General features: G+C 72.2%; 14 protein-coding genes and 1 pseudogene. 10 read left to right on the top strand and 5 right to left on the bottom strand.

The annotated features are described in order from the left end of the window. The first annotated feature begins 117 nt into the window (after positions 1 to 117). Complete coding sequence (locus HHX31_RS07845) at positions 118 to 2382, top strand: N-acetylmuramoyl-L-alanine amidase (RefSeq protein WP_211589381.1); 2265 nt, start codon at positions 118 to 120, stop codon at positions 2380 to 2382. Between the two features lie 17 nt (positions 2383 to 2399). Here HHX31_RS07845 and HHX31_RS07840 read toward each other — a convergent pair whose 3' ends face one another. Both HHX31_RS07840 and HHX31_RS07835 read right to left on the bottom strand, forming a co-directional pair. Then, positions 2400 to 3494 carry a hypothetical protein gene (locus HHX31_RS07840; RefSeq protein ID WP_169946524.1) on the bottom strand — a complete coding sequence of 365 codons (1095 nt, stop codon included), beginning with the start codon at positions 3492 to 3494 and terminating at the stop codon, positions 2400 to 2402. Further along, positions 3491 to 3832 carry a PadR family transcriptional regulator gene (locus HHX31_RS07835; protein ID WP_311931650.1) on the bottom strand — a complete coding sequence of 114 codons (342 nt, stop codon included), beginning with the start codon at positions 3830 to 3832 and terminating at the stop codon, positions 3491 to 3493. Before HHX31_RS07835 ends, HHX31_RS07840 begins: the two co-directional genes overlap by 4 nt. A 102-nt stretch (positions 3833 to 3934) precedes the next feature. Here HHX31_RS07835 and HHX31_RS07830 point away from each other — a divergent pair, with 102 nt between their 5' ends. The 7 genes from HHX31_RS07830 (at position 3935) to HHX31_RS07800 (ending at position 10939) form a co-directional block, all read left to right on the top strand. Then, entirely contained in the window at positions 3935 to 4555 is a 621-nt protein-coding gene (locus HHX31_RS07830) for a TetR/AcrR family transcriptional regulator (RefSeq protein ID WP_169946522.1), read from the top strand. Positions 4556 to 4559: 4 nt separating this feature from the next. Next, positions 4560 to 5741, top strand: a complete 1182-nt coding sequence (locus HHX31_RS07825; protein WP_169946520.1) for a GDSL-type esterase/lipase family protein — start codon at positions 4560 to 4562, stop codon at positions 5739 to 5741. Between the two features lie 180 nt (positions 5742 to 5921). Further along, a complete protein-coding gene (locus HHX31_RS07820; protein ID WP_396710576.1) occupies positions 5922 to 7265 on the top strand; it encodes a TrkH family potassium uptake protein in 1344 nt (447 codons plus the stop codon). Beyond that, a complete protein-coding gene (locus tag HHX31_RS07815; RefSeq protein WP_249345697.1) occupies positions 7258 to 7920 on the top strand; it encodes a TrkA family potassium uptake protein in 663 nt (220 codons plus the stop codon). The genes HHX31_RS07820 and HHX31_RS07815 overlap by 8 nt, the downstream gene beginning before the upstream one ends. A gap of 231 nt (positions 7921 to 8151) precedes the next feature. Further along, the gene (locus tag HHX31_RS07810) at positions 8152 to 9192 is read left to right on the top strand and encodes a PP2C family protein-serine/threonine phosphatase (RefSeq protein WP_169946514.1); all 1041 of its coding nucleotides are present in this window, start codon (positions 8152 to 8154) and stop codon (positions 9190 to 9192) included. Between the two features lie 107 nt (positions 9193 to 9299). Beyond that, positions 9300 to 10187 (top strand): NAD(P)-dependent oxidoreductase, encoded by an 888-nt coding sequence (locus HHX31_RS07805; protein WP_169946512.1) that lies wholly within the window; start codon positions 9300 to 9302, stop codon positions 10185 to 10187. Beyond that, on the top strand, positions 10184 to 10939 hold the full coding sequence (locus HHX31_RS07800; RefSeq protein WP_169946510.1) for an SDR family NAD(P)-dependent oxidoreductase: 756 nt from the start codon (positions 10184 to 10186) through the stop codon (positions 10937 to 10939). The genes HHX31_RS07805 and HHX31_RS07800 overlap by 4 nt, the downstream gene beginning before the upstream one ends. Positions 10940 to 11183: 244 nt before the next feature. On the opposite strand, the gene HHX31_RS07795 is transcribed toward HHX31_RS07800, so the two are convergent. After that, positions 11184 to 11705, bottom strand: coding sequence for a hypothetical protein (locus HHX31_RS07795; RefSeq protein ID WP_169946508.1), 522 nt, complete (start codon positions 11703 to 11705; stop codon positions 11184 to 11186). Beyond that, positions 11702 to 15127 carry a CHAT domain-containing protein gene (locus HHX31_RS35560; protein ID WP_169946506.1) on the bottom strand — a complete coding sequence of 1142 codons (3426 nt, stop codon included), beginning with the start codon at positions 15125 to 15127 and terminating at the stop codon, positions 11702 to 11704. The genes HHX31_RS07795 and HHX31_RS35560 overlap by 4 nt, the downstream gene beginning before the upstream one ends. 161 nt (positions 15128 to 15288) lie before the next feature. Here HHX31_RS35560 and HHX31_RS07785 point away from each other — a divergent pair. After that, positions 15289 to 15552 (top strand): annotated as a pseudogene (locus HHX31_RS07785) (transposase); the annotation flags it as partial. 138 nt (positions 15553 to 15690) lie between these two features. On the opposite strand, the gene HHX31_RS07780 reads toward HHX31_RS07785, so the two are convergent. Further along, positions 15691 to 16341, bottom strand: coding sequence for a TetR/AcrR family transcriptional regulator (locus HHX31_RS07780; protein WP_169946504.1), 651 nt, complete (start codon positions 16339 to 16341; stop codon positions 15691 to 15693). 100 nt (positions 16342 to 16441) lie between these two features. Here HHX31_RS07780 and HHX31_RS07775 point away from each other — a divergent pair, with 100 nt between their 5' ends. Further along, positions 16442 to 17470 (top strand): hypothetical protein, encoded by a 1029-nt coding sequence (locus HHX31_RS07775; protein ID WP_169946503.1) that lies wholly within the window; start codon positions 16442 to 16444, stop codon positions 17468 to 17470. The last annotated feature ends 1 nt before the right edge of the window (position 17471 follow it).

Below are 17471 nucleotides of genomic sequence, written 5' to 3'. Positions count from 1 at the left end.
GGACTCCAGTTAACGATCTCGACGATATTCGCCCGATTCGCTGGCGCCCGGCTCCGCGCGGCGGTGTGATTGCCCCGGTCTGGTCCCCCCACAGGCAACCGAGAAGGGGTCGCACACGTGAGACTCTCACTGCGCACCACCGCCGTCGCGGGCGCCGTCGCCGCGATGCTGCTGCCGGCCGTGCCGGCGGTTCGTGCCGCGGACGGCGTCGCGCCTCCCGTGTCCTGCACCGCGACGCTGTCGGCGCCGACGCGGGAGGCGGCCTTCGGCGAGGCCGCACGGGCGACGGGCGCACCGGAACCGCTGCTGAAGGCCGTGTCGTACATGCTGTCCCGCTGGGACGACCACCAGGGCAGGCCCAGCTCCGACGGCGGCTACGGCGTGTTCGACCTGAGCGACGACATGCCGGTGACGGGAGACGGGGCGGGCAAGGGCCCGGCGGCGGGGACGCGGAGCCAGATCGCGGCGGCGTCCGGGCTGACCGGGCTGCCGGCCGACCGGCTGCGCCGGGAGCCCAACGCCAACATCTGCGGCGGCGCGGCGCTCCTGGCGTCCTACCACGACGGCGGCGGCGACCTGGGCTCCTGGCGGGACGCGGTGGCGCGGTTCGGCGCGAAGCACGACTTCGCCCACCAGGTCTACCGGACCCTGCGCGCGGGCGAGAGCCGCGTCACCTCCGACGGCCAGACCGTGACGCTCGCCGCCGACGAGTCGGTCGCGCTCCCCCCGCAGGCGGAGGCGGCCGACCCCGCCGCCGACTGCCCGCCCGGCCTCGGCTGCGAGCTGATCCCCGCGCCGTACGCCAAGCACGTGCCGGCCGACCCGGACAACACGACGCGCTACGGCAACCACGACCTCGCCGACCGGACCGGGGCCGGCGGGCCGAAGCTCCGCTACATCGTCATCCACGACACCGAGGGCTACTACGACCCCTCGGTGCGGCTCGTCCAGGACCCGACGTACCTCGCCTGGAACTACACGATCCGCTCCGCCGACGGCCACGTCGCCCAGCACCTCGACGCCAAGGACGTCGGCTGGCACGCCGGCAACTGGTACGTGAACGCGCACTCCATCGGCATCGAGCACGAGGGCTTCGCGGGCGGCGCCGGGTGGTACACCGAGTCGATGTACCAGACCTCCGCCGCGCTGGTGAGGCACCTGGCCGCGAAATACGGCATCCCGCTCGACCGGGCGCACGTCATCGGCCACGACCAGGTGCCCGGGACGACCCTCGGCACGACCAAGAGCATGCACTGGGACCCGGGGCCCTACTGGGACTGGGACCACTACTTCGAACTGCTGGGCGCGCCGATCGGCGGCGACAGGGCGGCCACGACCCTGGTCTCGCCCGGCGACGTGGTCGAGGTGCGGACCGGTTACCACGACAACCCGCGGCCGCTCACCGGCTGCGCCGCCGCGTCGCCGCCGTCGCCGGAGTGCGTCGCGGGGGCGGGCACGAACTTCGTCCCCCTATACCAGTCGCCGTCCGAGACCGCGCCGCTCGCCGCCGACCCCGGCTGGAAACCCACCGGCGAGGCGGGAACGACGTACGTCAGCGACATCAGCGCCCGCGTCGTCTCCGGCCACAAGCTCGTCGTCGCGCAGGTGCTCGGCGACTGGCTGGGCGTGTGGTGGGCCGGCTCGCTGGCGTGGCTGCGCAACCCCGCCGAGCGGCCCGTCGTGGTCCCCGCGTCGGCCAGGACGGTCACCGTGAAGGCGGGGGCGGCCACCCCCGCCGCCGTCTACGGCAGGGCCTATCCGGAGGCGGCGGCGTACGACGGCACCGGCATCCCGGTGCAGGCGGTCTCCCCGCTGGAGTACACGATCCCGCCCGGGCAGGCGTACGCCGTGAGCGACGACGACATCGTCACCGACTACTACCGGGCGTCGACGTTCGACGGGTCGGCCCCCGGCGACCGCACCGACCTCAAGGGCCAGGACCGCTACTACCAGCTGTGGTACGCCCACCGGCAGGTCTTCGTCCGCGCGGCAGACGTGGACACCCACGACCCGCGGCCGGTCGCGGTGGTCAACACCGCTCTCCCGGTCGTGCGCGGGGTCCCGAAGGCCGGCCGCACGCTGACCGCGTCCCCCGGCGCCTGGACGCCGTCGCCGAAGCGGATCCGTTACCAGTGGCTGCGCGACGGCGCGGAGATCAGGGGCGCGACCGGGCGGACCCACCACGTCACGGGCCGCGACCGCGGCGCCCGGCTGTCCGTACGGGTGACCGCGTCGGCCCGCGGCTACGAGCCCGGCGTCGCCACGTCGGCGGCCACCGCGCCCGTGGGGCCCAAGCGGTCCGCGCGACCCACGCGACCTGCGCGCCCCGCGACGACACCGTGGCGCTCCGAGCCCCGGCAGGTCGACTGGTCCCGCCGCTAGGTCGTGTCAGACGCTCCCTAGCCGGCGTCGGCGGGACGGGTGCCCCGGGCGGCGGACGGGCCGCCGCCCGCCGCCCGCAGCGCCCGCATGCCGATGGCGGCGAGCGTGAGCCCGCACGCCAGGAGCACGACCAGCTGAAGGGTCGCGGCGAGACCGATGACGCCGGTCATGTCCGCGGGCAGGGTGCCCGCCCGGGCGAGCACGACCGGCACGGTCAGGATCGCCGCGGCAGGCGCCTGCGGCACGGCGGCCCGCCCGGAGGCCCGCCCGGAGGCCCGCCGGGCGACGCACCACACCGTCACCCCGAGCAGCGACAGGCACGCGAGTCCCGTCGGGTCGAGCCACATCCAGGCCTGCAGGAGGAGCCCTGCGGGGCCGGCCCCCGCCCGCGTCGCCGCGCCGAGCACGCCCACGACCACGGCGAGCAGGACGCCCACGGCGACCGGGAACGCGAGCACGCGCACGGCCCGCCGCGCGGGCAGGCGGGACGGCGGCGCGTCACGGTGGTGTCCCAGCGCCAGCGCCAGCACCGTGACCACGGCCGGGAGGACCGAGCAGGCCCACCGCGCCGCGCTGTCCCACCCCCCGGCGAACGGAGGAACCAGCACCTGCGGCACGACCAGAGCCGCCAGGGCCGCCGCCTTGGCCGCGCGGTGACGGCCGGACACCAGCGCGCCGAGACCGGCCGCCCACAGCAGGGACGACAGTTCGGCCAGCACGAGCCGCCCGCGCTCCGGCGACCCGGCGTCGCCGATGCCCATGACCCCGTCGGGAAGCGCGTCCGCGGGGACGGCGTACGTGAGCACCGCCTGCCCGAAGTACAGAGAGCCGATCATCGTCCAGAAGACGAGGCCGAGCAGGGCGGCCAGGCGGACCGACTCGCCCCACAGGTAGGACCCGGGCGGCGACCCGGGGCCGCCCAGCCGAAGCCGCAACGCGAGCGCGGCCACGCTGGCGATCTCCAGGAGGCGCGGGTGCTGGTCGTCGTGGCCCGCCCGCCCGGAGCGGGCGCCTTCGAGGAAGGCCGAGACCATCTCCTCCTCGCGCTCGGCCCGATAGGACGCCGGCAGCAGCCGCAGCCACCGCCGGTAACGCTCCTCGAGCACGCTCATGCGAAACCTCCCGCCTGCCTGAGCCGCAACCGCTCGACGGCGCGGCGCGCGTTGTCGGCGAGCCGTACGGCCTCCTCTTCCAGCGCTCGCGCCCCTTCGTCGGTCAGGCGGTAGTAGCGGCGCAGCCGTCCCTGCCGCACCTCCTCGCGGTCCGCCGCCACGAACCCGTCGGCCGCGAGCCGGTCGAGCACGCCGTACAGGGTGCCGATCTTGAGCTGGACTCGCCCCTCGGAGAGGCGTTCGACCTCCTGGGCGATGCCGTAGCCGTGCCGCGGCGCGTCGACCAGTGCGGTGAGAACGAGGAAGGCGGGCTCCGTGATCGCCCGTGCTGCTGTCACACCCGCATGATATATCGAGCGACATGATATTCGCTAGCACCGCATATTTGCCTAAAACCTGTAGGCGACTTCATAATCCCTTCAGGCGAAAGGGAGGCGGTTGTGGCACGCGCGGGGCTGACCACGGAACGCCTGGTCGAGGCGGGAGCGGAACTGGCCGACGAGGTCGGCTTCGAGCAGGTGACGGTCTCGGCGCTCGCCCGGCGGTTCGGCGTCAAGGTCGCGAGCCTGTACTCGCACCTCAAGAGCTCGCATGACCTCAAGACCAGGATCGCCCTGTTCGCCCTGGAGGAGCTCGCCGGCCGGGTCGCGGACGCGCTGGCCGGGCGCGCGGGCAAGGACGCCCTGGCCGCCTTCGCGGACGCCTACCGCGACTACGCCCATGAGCATCCCGGGCGCTACGACGCCACCCGGCTCAGGCTCGACCCGGAGACGGCGGCCCGCAGCGCCGGCGTCAGGCACGCGCAGATGACCCGGGCGATCCTGCGCGGCTACGACCTGGCGGAGCCGGACCAGACACACGCGGTCAGGATGCTGGGCAGCGTCTTCCACGGCTACGTCAGCCTGGAGATGGCCGGGAGCTTCGCCCACACCGCCGTCGACACGGAGGAGTCGTGGTCGTGGGTCGTGGACTCCCTCGACGCCCTGCTGCGGAACCGGGCCGTCCCCGGCACCACGAGCGGCACCGGCGCCCCCGAACGCGAATCCCGACCGGCAGGCTGAGGTGATGAGCATCGAGCACGAGTGGATCACCACCCCCGTAACCCCAGACATCCTGCGCGGGGCCCTCGACGTGGAACGCACGGCGCACGGCCTGCTCCCGCACCGGCTGCCCGCGTGGGCTCGCCGGCAGATCCCCGACGAGCAACTGGCCATCGCCGAGGCCCAGCCGTCCGGCGTACGGCTGGCGTTCCGCACCCGGGCCACCGTCGTCGAACTGGACACGCTGCGCACGAAGAGGGCCTATCGAGGCCTGCCTGCCCCGCCGGACGGCGTCTACGACCTGCTCGCCGACGGCCGCCTCACCGCCCAGGCCACCGTGACCGGCGGCAACGTCCGCACGATCGACCTGGCCACGCAGTCCGCCGACCTGCGCGAAGGGCCTCCCGGCACGGCCCGGTTCGCCGATCTGCCCGCGCGTGACAAGGACGTCGAGATCTGGCTTCCCCATACGGAGATCACCGAACTGATCTCCCTGCGCACCGACGCCCCGGTCGAGCCGGCGCCGGACAGCGGGCGCAGGGTATGGCTGCACCACGGCAGTTCCATCAGTCACGGCTCGAACGCCGCCCACCCCACCGCGATCTGGCCGGCCCATGCCGCCGCCCGGGGCGGGGTGGAGCTGGTCAACCTGGGGTTCGGCGGCAGCGCGCTGCTCGACCCGTTCACCGCCCGCGTGATGCGGGACACCCCCGCGGACCTGATCAGCGTCAAGATCGGCATCAACATCGTCAACAGCGACGCGATGCGCGTGCGCACCTTCGTCCCAGCGGTCCACGGCTTCCTCGACACCATCCGGGAGGGGCATCCGGCCACACCGCTGCTGGTCGTGTCCTCCATCCTTTGCCCGGTCCAGGAGGACACCCCCGGCCCCCTCGCGCCGGACTTCGACGGCGGGACCGTGCGGTTCAAGGCCACGGGCGACCCGGCCGAACGCGCCGCCGGGCGGCTGACGCTCAACGTCATCCGCGACCTGCTCGCCCGGATCGTCGCACAGCGGGCGGCCGAAGATCCGAACCTGCACTACCTCGACGGCCGTGACCTCTACGGCGAGGCGGACTACGCCGAGCTGCCGCTGCCCGACGAGGTCCATCCGGGGCCCGAGGGGCACCGCCGCATCGCCCTCAACTTCGCGCGCCTCGCGTTCGCCCCCGGCGGCCCGTTCGCTGTCGCGCTTCAAGGTGCCTGACCGGAATCTGCTGTTACGGTAGGCTGCCGTGCGCCGGGAAGTCGGGTCGGCGACGTCGTCGCATCGCCCCCTGCGGAGGTTTCCGGTGATCCCCAGGACAGCGCTCCCGCGCCCCGCCCGCTCTGGGCGCGCATTGGGCGGCGGGGACGTCGGCGAGGGCACGGAGCGGCGGCCATGAGGATGTTCTGGGCCATGCTCGGGCGCTTCCACCATCCGGCACAGGTCATCACGACGGTCTTCGGCGTGGCGATCTTCCTGGGGACCGCCCTGCTGTCCAGTCCGCTCGCCACGACCTCGGGCGAGCCGGCGGGCTGGGTCACCGCGCTGTTCACCGCGACGTCGGCGGTGTGCGTGAACGGGCTGACGGTCGTCGACACGGCCACGCACTGGTCGGTCTTCGGCGAGGTGGTCATCGCCGTGCTGATCCAGGTGGGCGGTCTCGGCATCATGACCCTCGCCACCGTCTTCACCCTGCTCGTCTCCCGCAGGCTGGGTTTGCGCGCCCGGCTGTCGGCGCAGGCCGAGGCCAAGGTGCTCAACGCCGGGGACCTGCGGCGCGTGGTGGGCAAGGTCGTCGTGTTCAACCTGACCTGCGAGGCCGTCGTGGGGACCGTCCTCACGCTCAGGTTCGTGCTCGGCTACGGCGAGCCCGTCGGGCGCGGCCTCTATCTGGGCCTTTTCCACGCGGTCTCGTCGTTCAACAACGCGGGTTTCGCGCTGTGGCCCGACAGCCTGGTGAGGTTCGCCGCCGACCCCTGGATCTGCCTGACCGTCGCGGCGGCCGTGATCGTGGGAGGGCTCGGCTACCCCGTGGTGTTCGAGCTGCGCAGGGCGTGGCGCCGCCCTGGACGCTGGTCGCTGCTCACCCGCATCACGCTCGCGGTCACCACCGTCCTGCTGGCCGGCGGCACGCTGGTCTTCCTCCTCACGGAGTGGACCAACCCCCGCACGCTCGGCCCGATGGACGACGAGACCAAGCTGCTCGCCTCCTTCTTCACCGCCGTCATGCCGCGCAGCGCCGGGTTCAACAGCATCGACATCACGCAGATGCACCCCTCGAGCTGGCTGGTCACCGAACTGCTGATGTTCGTGGGCGGCGGCAGCGCGGGCACCGCGGGCGGCATCAAGGTCACCACCCTGGGCCTGCTCGCGTTCATCGTCTGGGCGGAGCTTCGCGGCGAGAGCCGGGTGAACATCGGCCACCGCCGCCTCACCGAGGCCGCGCAGCGGCAGGCGGTCTCGCTCACCGTGCTGAGCGTGAGCCTGGTCGCGCTGTTCACCTACGTCCTGCTGGTGCTCACCCCGCACTCCCTGGACCGGGTACTGTTCGAGGTCGTCTCCGCCTTCGGGACGACGGGCCTGTCCGTCGGCGTCGCCTCCGACGTCTCCGCCGCCGCGCAGGTGCTGCTCACCCTGCTGATGTACGTCGGCAGGATCGGCCCGCTCACGCTGGGCTCCGCACTCGCGCTCAAGGAGCGCGGCCGCCGCTATGAACTACCGGAGGAGGACGTCATCGTTGGCTGACATCAGGAACGACCCCGTGGCGGTGATCGGTCTCGGCCGCTTCGGCACCGCGCTCGCCCTGGAGCTGGTCCGGCGCGGCACCGAGGTGCTGGCCATCGACCACCGTCCCAAGGTGGTGCAGAGCCTCGCGGGCCAGATCACCCACATCGCCACCGCCGACGCGACCGACCCCGAGGCCCTGCGCCAGCTCGGCCTGCCGGACTTCTACCGCGCGGTCTGCGCCATCGGCAGCGACCTGGAGGCGAGCATCCTCACCTCGTCGCTGCTGGTGGAGATGGAGATCGACGACATCTGGGCCAAGGCCGTAAGCCGCCAGCACGGCCGCATCCTCAGCCGGATCGGCGTCCAGCACGTGGTCTTCCCCGAGCACGACATGGGCGAGCGCGTGGCCCACCTGGTGAGCGGCCGCATGCTCGACTACATGGAGGTCGACGAGAACTTCGCCCTCGCCAAGACCCTCCCGCCCAAGGAGTACGTCGGGGTCCCCCTCGGCGAGTCCAGCCTGCGCCGCAAGTACGGCGTGACGGTGGTGGCGGTCAAGCGGCCGGGCGAGGAGTTCACCTACGCCACCGCCGAGACCGAGCTCGGCTACGGCGACGTCATCATCGTCTCCGGCCGTACGGAGCAGGTCGAACGCTTCGCGGAACTGCCGTGACGGACCGTCGGGTTCGTCCGATGCCCGGCCTCGTCAACCGGCACGTCACGAATTCCAGTAACGTCGGGTCTCGTGGTGATCACCTGGGGTGTGTCGTGTCATGGCTGACCGGTCCGGAAACGACGCCTTCCTGCCCCTGCGACGGGGAGTGCGCCGCGCGCAACGCGGGAAGGAGTTAAGCCATCAGGAAAGGGTTCGTGTGCTGACGTGGGGGCCGGCAATGGAGTCGCGATGAGTTCGCAGAGCGTCCTGCGTGTGTTGCCGTTCATCGCGATCTTCCTGGTCGTCGTCGTCGACCTGATAACCGGCCCCGGTGTGGGCTTCCTGCCGCTCCTCACCCTCGGCCCGGCCTTCGCCTCGGTCGCGGGCGGCGTGCGCCGCACCGCCATGGTCGGGGTGCTCGCCCTGGTCATCTGCCTCCCCCTCGCCGTCTACGACGGCCTGCTCGGCAAACCGCAGAACAACCTCACCATCGCCGCGATCATCGGCGTGACCGCGGCGAGCATGCTCGCCAGCAGGCTCAGGAACCGGCGCGAGCGCGAACTGGCCGACGTCCGCCTGGTCGCGGAGGCGGCCCAGCGGGTGCTGCTGCGCCCGGTCCCCCGCCGCGCGGGCGACCTCCGGGTGGCGCTCTCCTACACCTCCGCCGCCGCCGAGGCCCAGATCGGCGGGGACCTCTACGAGGTGGTCACGACCCCGGAAGGCGTACGCATCCTCATCGGCGACGTGCAGGGCAAGGGCCTTGAGGCGGTGGAGACCGCGGCGTGGGTGGTCGGCGCCTTCCGTGAGGCGGCCTACGACCAGTCCGAGCTAGCGGCGGTGGTCGAGCGGGTCGAGACAAGCCTGGCCCGGCACCTGAGCGGCGAGAAGTTCGTCACCGCCATCGTGGCGGAGGTCCACGACGCGGAGATCTCGCTGCTCAACTGCGGGCACCCCGCGCCTCTCGTGCTGCGGCACGACGGCGGTGTCCACTTCGCGGAGCCGCAGGAGGAGGCCCTCCCGTTGGGGCTCGGCGCGCTCGGCTCGCCGCGTCCGAAGCCGCACCGGGTGGCCTTCGGAGACGGCGACCAGATCCTTTTCTACACCGACGGCGTGGTCGAGGCCCGGGACCGGGAAGGCCGCTTCTACCCGCTCAGGGAACGGGCCCATCTGCTGCGCGGCGCCGATCCCCAGAGCGCCCTCGACGGCCTGCGCGCGGACCTGCTGCGTCACGTCGGCGGCCCGTTCTCCGACGACGCCGCCATGCTCCTGCTGCACCGGCACCGGGGCTGAACCCCGCCGCGACGTGGGCGGGCACAATCGTTCAAGACGGCCGCCGCGCCATCGGCTACAACGGTCCCCGGACAGCGGACAGCGGGACGTGCGCGGGAGGCGAACGGATGGACGTGGGTTTCGTCGGGCTCGGCATCATGGGGCAGCCCATGGCGCTCAACCTGGCCCGCGCGGGAACCCCCCTCGTGGTGTGGAACCGCACGGCCGCCAGGAGCGAGCCGCTGCGCGCCGCGGGCGCGGAGGTGGCGGGCAGCGCGGCCGAGGTCTTCCGGCGGGCGCGGGTGGTGATCCTCATGCTGGCCGACGAGGCCGCGATCGACGCGGTGCTGGAGCGCGGCACGCCCGGCTTCGCGCGCACCGTCGCCGGCCGCGTCGTGGTGCACATGGGGACCACCTCGCCCGGCTACTCGGCGGCGCTGGAGGCCGACGTGCTCGCGGCCGGGGGCCGGTACGCCGAGGCGCCGGTCTCCGGCTCCCGGGTGCCCGCCGAGCAGGGCCGGCTGGTGGCGATGCTGGCGGGCCTGCCCGGCACCGTCGACGAGGTCCGCCCGCTGATCACGCCGATGTGCGCCAGGACGGTGGTGTGCGGGCCAGCGCCGAGCGCGCTGCTGACCAAGCTCGCGGTCAACATCTTCCTGATCACGACGGTCACCGGCCTGGCGGAGGCGCTGCACTTCGGCGAGCGCCAGGGGCTCGACCTCGGTCTGCTCGTGGACGTGCTCAACTCGGGCCAGATGGCCAGCGACGTGTCCCGGGTGAAGGCGGTCAAGCTGGCCGCGCGCGACTTCACCGCCCAGGCCGCCATCGCCGACGTGCTGAAGAACAACCGGCTCATCGCCGAGGCCGCGCGGGAGGCGGGCATCGCCTCGCCGCTGCTGGACGTCTGCCACGCGCTGTTCGGCGAGACCGTCGCCCTCGGCCACGCCGGCCTGGACATGGCCGCCGTCGTCCACGCGATCGCGGCCAGGACCGACGGAGAAAGGACCAGCGGATGACCTCCCGACCGATCGTCGTCGTCACCGGAGGAACGCGCGGGATCGGCCGGTGCACGGTCGAGCGTTTGTGCGCGGACGGGTTCGGCGTCGTCTTCACCCACTCGAACTCCGACGCCGACGCCAAAGCGCTCGAGGACGACCTCGGCCGTCGTGGCGCCCTCGTCCGCGGCGTACGGCTGGACGTGACCGAGGAGGACGCGCCGGAGCGGCTGTTCGAACTGGCCGAGTCGGCAGGCCGGGTCGCGGGCCTGGTGAACAACGCGGGGGTGACCGGCAGGCTCGGGCCGTTCACCGAGTTGACCGACGCCGACCTGCGGCGGGTCGTCGAGGTGAATCTCATGGCGCCGGTGCGGCTGTGCCGGGAGGCGGCGCGGCGCTGGGCCCGCCCTGCCCCCGCGCGGGAGAACGGCCCGGTCATCGTCAACGTCTCCTCCGTCGCGGCGCGCACCGGCTCCCCGCACGAGTACGTCGCCTACGCCGCGACCAAGGCGGCGGTCGACACGCTGACCGTGGGCCTGGCCCGTGAGCTCGCCCCTGCGGGGATCCGCGTCAACGCGGTCTCCCCGGGGACGATCGACACCACCATCCACGCCAGGGCCGGGGAGCCGGGACGGGCGCAGAGGGTGGCCGCGCGGATCCCGATGGGGCGTCCCGGCAGGCCGGAGGAGATCGCCGAGGCGGTCGCGTGGCTGCTGTCGGACCGGGCGTCCTACGTCACCGGGGCCGTGCTGAACGTCGACGGCGGCCTCTAGCTAGATGGTGCCTCGCAAGGGGCGGGGCTTTGGTCTGGTGCGGCTGCCCTGTTCAGAGGCCGACGTTGCGCATCGCGTTGTCCCGCCGGCGGTCCACCGCGCGGATGTAGCCCAGCACCACCGGGGAGTTCGGCGCCCAGCGGCCGTGCGCGGCGATGACCGAGACCGGCGCACAGGCTGTGCGCGGTGACCGCCTCGGCGTTGGGAACCCCGGCCCGCCGGGACCGGATGCCGGACGACGGGGTCAGGGGGTCTGATCCCCCTCTCCCGGCGGTAGTTCGCCCGCGCCGCCTCTCCTCAGCTGGCTGATGAGACTGCCGAACAGGCCCGTGGGATCAGCGAAGGTCGTCTCCTCGCTGTGGGTGAAGGTCCCGTCCGGGTTCCTGCGGGTACGTTTGATCGTCCGCAAGCGACCCTTGGTGATGAGTAGGTGCAGGCCGTAGACGGCCGACACGGCGATGATCGCGGTCTCGGCGAGGCTGAGTTTGGCCTCGGCCTGGTCGAGGATCGTGCTGACGCGCTCGGGTCCCTCGTCGGCCCAGGCTTCCGACAGCGTCCATAGGGCGGCGTTGTCGAGGAGCAGCGCGTCGGACTCCAGGCGGTGAAGGTGATCCCGCAGTTCGCCGGCGCCGATCGCGGCGGTGAGTTCGGCGCGCATCTCCTGCGGGCTGAGGTCGGTGGATTCGGCGAGGTAATAGGTCAGGGCCCGCTGAACGGTCTCGCTGTCGGCGGCCCGTTCGTTGAGCGTCTGGCTGAGCTCCGTCAACGCCAATCTCCTTCTACGGCGAGGTTTCTGGTAATCCAGGTCGGTATTCCGGCTAACTCGGCCTGATCCGACGCCTGGTGGAGAGCCCCCGCCAGGCCGTGGTCTCCGGCGGCCCATGAGGTGAAGGCCTGGCTGAGGATGGCGACCGTGCTGGGATCTGCGTCCCAGCGCGGGGCGACCAAGGCGCGCAGTCCGGCGCGGCGCAGCGCGGCGTGCAGTCCCGCGCGCTGGCCGGCGCCTCGGGCTTGGCTGAGCCCGCTGGAGCAGGCCGCGGTGAACAGCACAGCCGCGCAGCGGTCCAGTTCGGCGGCGTCCGCCCAGGTATAGCGGTGCTGGCTGCCATAGCGGCTGGCGATGGCGCTGGAGGTGCGCACCGCGAGCCGTCCGCCGGCCGAGACGATGAGCCCCACCCCCTCATCTTCCCGCGCGTAGCCGTGACAGAGCACGAAGGCGACGTCGCTGCTGGCGAGCACGTCGGCGAGCCCACTCCGGTCGGCCTGCTCCCCCGTCAGCCGGATGACAGGCGGACGGCCCGCCAGCACGTGTGCCTCGCCTTCCCGAAACGCTCTGGTGATCGCAGATGCGTCGCGGTGCCGTACCGCGGTGAACAGGCCGACCTTGAGATCCGTGACCGGCCGGTCCGGAGGTGCCTGCATCAGGATGGCGGCGATCTGCCGCCAACTCGCGACATAGGAGACCGGGCAGGCCGGAGACAACGTGGCGTGCCAGGGCAGGTCGGCGAACGGGCCGGTGTTGATGACCACCAGATGGTCCACAGCGGCCAGATGGCCCATGACCTCCGTGTCGGCCCATCGCGCCAGCGGCGTCCAGGCTGGATGCGCGAACGCGTCGCCCGGCCGACCGGGATACCAATTGCTGAGCCGATAGCGGAGGGCGTCGGCGATCTTCTCCCCGTCACAGGGCGGCGGGCCCCCAAGCGGGATGGGGCCGGCGCCTCCCAGGATGGTCAGCACCGGCCGAGACCGTTCACGGTCGCCCAGAAACTCCAGGACGGCTACGGTCTGGTCGTTGCCGTCCAGCTCCGGGACCATCTCGTCGAGCAACTCACGCGGGCCCGGCCGGGCGCCGCCCGAGCCGACCAGTTCCCGGCGCGCCTCGGCGACATAAGTGAGGGCCCGGAGGTTCTCCGGGCCGGCCGTATCGAGGAGCACAGTCGTCAGCGCGTCGAGTTGGCGGCGGTGTACCCGGCCCGAATCGATCACCGCGGCGAGGCTGCCCGTTCCGCCCGCCTCGGCCGAGGCCGCCAGGTAAGCGGCGTCCACGTTCGCCCTGATCCCGTCGAGGTCGCCCTTTCCGGCCGCGTCGAGTGCGAACGCCAGCCATGCCGAAGCCCCGGGGTTGGCGCCCGTCTCCCGCGCCGTACGGAGAAGGGCGGCCCAGTGTGCCGTGCTTTCGGTGTGATCGCCAAGCGCCTCGGCCAGACGAGCTTGAATTTGGAGCGTGGAAAGGTGCTCCCGAGGATTCGCGTTCGCGGTCCTGGCTGCGACCCAGGGCAGCGCCTGGTAGACCAGCCGGGCGCGTTCGAGGTCGGCCGGGGTCAGGGTGTCTCCGGTGGCGACCCGGTTCGCCAGGGCGGCTGCCTCCATCAGGGCGGCGAGCGGGTCGTCCTCCGGGTGGCAGGTGGCCAGCAGATGGGACATGCCCATGATGTCATCGCCGTACAGGATGAGCGAGGACTGGAGGATCGCCGCCGCCAGGCTGGGGACGAGCAGCGAATCATTCCGCAACGCCCACCACAGGGCTTTCTGGAAGTACTCCAGCGCCTCCGTGAGACGGCCGAGGCGCACCAGGGTCGTTCCAACGGCCTCTTGGGCCAGGACGCGTTGCGGAACCGGGGCGTTCTCCGCGATGGCCTTCAGGGCTTCCAACCCCTCCTCGGGGAAGCCGGTGTCCCGATGGAGCCGCGCGAAGGTGTAGGCGCACTCCCACCATTCGACGCTATGCGGCTCCAAATCCTCGAACGCCCGGCGGATGCAGGCGAAGGCGTCGTCGAAGTGGTCCAGCATGCCGAAAGCCCGCGCTCTCGCGAGTTCCAGCGATCCGCGCACCTGCGGTTCGAGTTCCCTCTCATAGGGTTCGCCCCGTTCGCCCACCACCTCCAGCGCCTGGGCCGGAAGTCTGGCGTCCAGCACGAGCCGGGTGGCGAACCAAAGCCTCACCTGGCCGTGCGCCGACGGATCCGACGGGCCCAACGCCTCGATCATGCCGACGACGATCTCGTTCACTAGGTCGAGCCTCAGATGGCTGATCAGCGGTCCGCACCACCATCGCCGCGCCCGCTCCATCGTTCTGGCGTCCACGCCCAGCTCAAGCCGGGCCAGGATGCGGCGCTGCCCCATTTCCAGCTCCTCCGCCGTGAGGTCGCGGGGGTCCCGGCCTCCGAAGAGTTCGCCCACCTCCTCCTGCCCCCGGGCCTCCTGCACCACATCCTGATGGCCGGCCTTGCGGGCTGCCGCCTCGATCCGGGGCTCCCCCGCCGAAGAGAGCCATAAGCGGGCTGCCCGCACCGCCGACGGGCGGTCGACCGTCCCTTCCGCTCGCTCGGCGTCGATCGCGTACCGTGTTCCGGTCGGAGAGATCTCCTGCCCGAAGTAGGCGGCCGCCCAGCTGTCGGCCCGGTGGCTGGACCGCCCGGCATTGCGCGCCGCACTCGCCCAGCTCAGTTCGGCGCAGTAACGGGTCTGGTCGTCCCCCTCGTCCGCCAGTTGGGCCAGCACCGGCTCCGCCGCGTCCAGCGCGCCCGCGACGACCGGCATCCCGTCGATGTAGAACGAGGCGTCACGCTCGGCCGATAGCTCCAGATCGTCAGCGTCGTGAGACCAGGCGGCCCACGTCAGCGGCATCGAACTCCAGAGGCGCGCCTGCAGGAGGGCGATGTCGGCCTCGGTGGTGCCCGGAGGTAATCGGAGCAAGGGCGTGACGTCTTCCAGCGCCACCAGCAGTGCGGCGAACGTCGGCACGCGTAGCAGCCGCCACTGTTCCTCGGTCAGCGGATCGCTGGCGGAGCCGCCCAGGAGGGGAAGTACCCCTTCGATCCGCCGCTGCAGGCGCCCGGCGACGGCGACCTTGAATTCGGCGCCGTCGCGGAAGACGTCATGCTCACCCGCGCCGTGCAGGCGAGCGAACGCCTCGTGATGGCGCAGCACCAATTCGTCGCTGTCCTCCGGAACGCGGGCCAGCGCCTCGTTCGGCCACACCCAAGTCACGTAGAGCGCGGTGGGCTGCGGGATGGTGCACCCGGCGGCGCAGCGTTCGTTGTCGTAGTCGCCCCGGAACAGCCGGCGCAATTGGACGACGGAATGGCCGCGAATCGTGTGGGCCGTGGTGTCACGCGTGCGGGCTGCAGGCGCACCACAGGTCGGGCAGGTACCGCCGAACCAAGCGGCGGCGGAGACAGTCACATCTCAGCACGGTAGGCGGACCCGCCGTCTCGGTACAGTTCTCTGACCCGTTCCTCTCCCTGACCCGCTCCTCGTCGTGGAGCGGGCGCGGCGCGGCCGGTCAGCGCTGGCTACGGCGGGCAGTCCGGCGGTGGCCGGGGCCACGGTAGGCGGGAGCCGTTACGCTGGCCGGGGCGGCCGGGGACTTGTCGCCGGATCGGATGCAGCGTCCGTTTAACAGTGCACGCTGGGATCCCCGCCAGGTGCGCGCTGACCTGCGCGACTACGTGATGGACCACCTCGGTCACCGCGATGGCGTGCTGATCGTGGACGAGACCGGCTTCCTCAAGAATGGCGACAAGTTGGCCGGAGTGCAACGCCAGTACTCCGGTTCCGCCGGCTGGGCGCTGATCGACGCCGAACCCTACCTGCCCAAGTTCTGGTCCTGGCACGCCTGACCGCTATCACGCACCCACTCACGCACCCCTGGCCTGGTCACACCAACGCCGCATCCACCAAACCCGCGCCCGGGCAAGCCACTACCGGAGACGATTGCTTAAGCATCACGAAATCAGGCCGTAGTACTAGTCCCGCGCCGCGGCACGTTCCTCCGCCGCGTTCAGGGCGGGCGCGAGCGGGGCGAGCGCGGCGCGGAGCAGATCGGGCAGCGGACCCGACGGCACGACGAGCCCACCGGGGACGGCGGGCGCGCCGGCCGTCCCGCTCGTCCACCGGTCGAGCGCGATCCTGATCGCGGCGGCGACGCTCGCCGCGAGCACCCGGGCGGCGTCCCGGTCGCGGTCGCAGATCCGCGCGGCGATCGCGTCGGTGAGCGGCTCTTCGACCCGCGCGGCGGCGTCCACGAACGCCTCGCGCAACGCCGGTCTGGTGGTGATCAGCACCAGCGCGTCGCCTTGCCGTGTGCCTGGGTCGGTGTACTGCTCCACGACCGCGTCGGCGACGGCGTCGGCCAGGCGGACGCCGTCCGGGCGGGCGGCGATCGCCGCGGCCACCCGCGACTCGCGTTCCGCGGTGACGGCGGCGACGATCGCCTCCTCCCGGCTGGAGAAGTAGTTGTTGTAGGTCCTCGGCGAGACTCCGGCGGCCTCGGCGATGTCGTCGACCCGCACGTTGTCCGGCCCGCGTTCGAGTGCCAGCCGCAACGCCGCCTCGCGCAGGGCCTGCCGGGTGGCCTGCTTCTTCTGCTCGCGCAGTCCCGTCCGTCTCGCCGTCACCGTCCCACTGTCGCAGAATCATTGCGCGTGCGCAAATTTGCGTACGCGCACTTTTTGTATCAGCCTTGGGTCCTCCGACTCGCGACGGGAAGGGCGAGACATGCGAGCCAAGGGCATCAGCTACGACACCGGCTTCGTCAGCGGCGGGAAGGTCTCCCGCGAGCGGTTCGAGCCCGACGTGGTCCGGCGCGAGCTGACCGTGATCCGCGACGACCTGCACTGCACCGCCGTCCGGATCATCGGCGGCGACCCCGAACGGCTGGAGACGGCCGCGACGTACGCCGCCGATCTCGGGCTGGAGGTCTGGTTCTCGCCCTACCCGCTCGAACTGACCTCCGCGGAGATGCTGTCGCTGTTCGCCGACTGCGCGGAAAGAGCCGAGCGGGTCCGGCTGCGCGGAGCCGACGTCGTGTTCGTCACCGGCGCCGAACTGAGCATCATGAACAAGGGGTTCCTGCCCGGCGGCACCCACGGCGAGCGGCTCGGGCCGCTGCTGGGCGAGCGGGACTCGGCCCGCCTGCGTGAGCTGGTCGGCGAGCTGTCCGCACGAGTCGGCGACTTCCTCGTCCGCGCCGTGTCGCTGGTGCGCGAACGCTTCGGCGGCCGGGTCACCTACGCCGCCATCCCCCTGGAGCGCGTCGACTGGACGCCCTTCGACATCGTGGGGATCGACCTGTACCGGTCGGCCGAGGTCGCCGGCCGGTTCGAGGAGGGCGTGCGCGCCCTCGTCGCGCAGGGCAAACCGGTCGCGATCACCGAGTTCGGCACCGCCGCCTACCGCGGCGCCGACGACCGGGGCGGCCGGTTCATGGAGATCGTCGAGTACGGCGAGGACGGCACACCGGCCCGGCTGGACGGCGTCTACGCACGTGACGAGGCCGGGCAGGCCGCCTACCTTCGTGAGCTGCTGGAGATCTTCGACGCCGCCGGTGTCGACAGCGCCTTCGTCTTCCTCTTCGCGCTCTCCGGCTTCCCGCACCGCCCCGGCGGCGACCCCGCCGCGGACCTCGACCTGGCGAGCCCGGGGATCGTGAAGATCCTCGACGGTGGGCGCGGCGGCGCCTACCCGGACATGCCCTGGGAACCCAAGGCCGCCTTCACCGCGCTGGCCGAGTGCTACCGGAGCTGAC

Origin of the sequence: Microbispora sp. H11081 (assembly GCF_012999535.1) — a bacterium.
GTDB lineage: Bacteria > Actinomycetota > Actinomycetes > Streptosporangiales > Streptosporangiaceae > Microbispora.
This window is presented reverse-complemented; position numbering and strand designations above follow the sequence as displayed.

Bases quoted from the DNA above. Each gene is read 5' to 3' on its own strand.
- HHX31_RS07840 (WP_169946524.1), bottom strand. From the start codon at position 3,494: ATGAGCGTGCTCGAGGAGCGTTACCGGCGGTGGCTGCGGCTGCTGCCG.
- HHX31_RS07825 (WP_169946520.1), top strand. From the start codon at position 4,560: ATGAGCATCGAGCACGAGTGGATCACCACCCCCGTAACCCCAGACATC.
- HHX31_RS07820 (WP_396710576.1), top strand. From the start codon at position 5,922: ATGTTCTGGGCCATGCTCGGGCGCTTCCACCATCCGGCACAGGTCATC.
- HHX31_RS07810 (WP_169946514.1), top strand. From the start codon at position 8,152: ATGAGTTCGCAGAGCGTCCTGCGTGTGTTGCCGTTCATCGCGATCTTC.
- HHX31_RS07805 (WP_169946512.1), top strand. From the start codon at position 9,300: ATGGACGTGGGTTTCGTCGGGCTCGGCATCATGGGGCAGCCCATGGCG.
- HHX31_RS07800 (WP_169946510.1), top strand. From the start codon at position 10,184: ATGACCTCCCGACCGATCGTCGTCGTCACCGGAGGAACGCGCGGGATC.
- HHX31_RS07775 (WP_169946503.1), top strand. From the start codon at position 16,442: ATGCGAGCCAAGGGCATCAGCTACGACACCGGCTTCGTCAGCGGCGGG.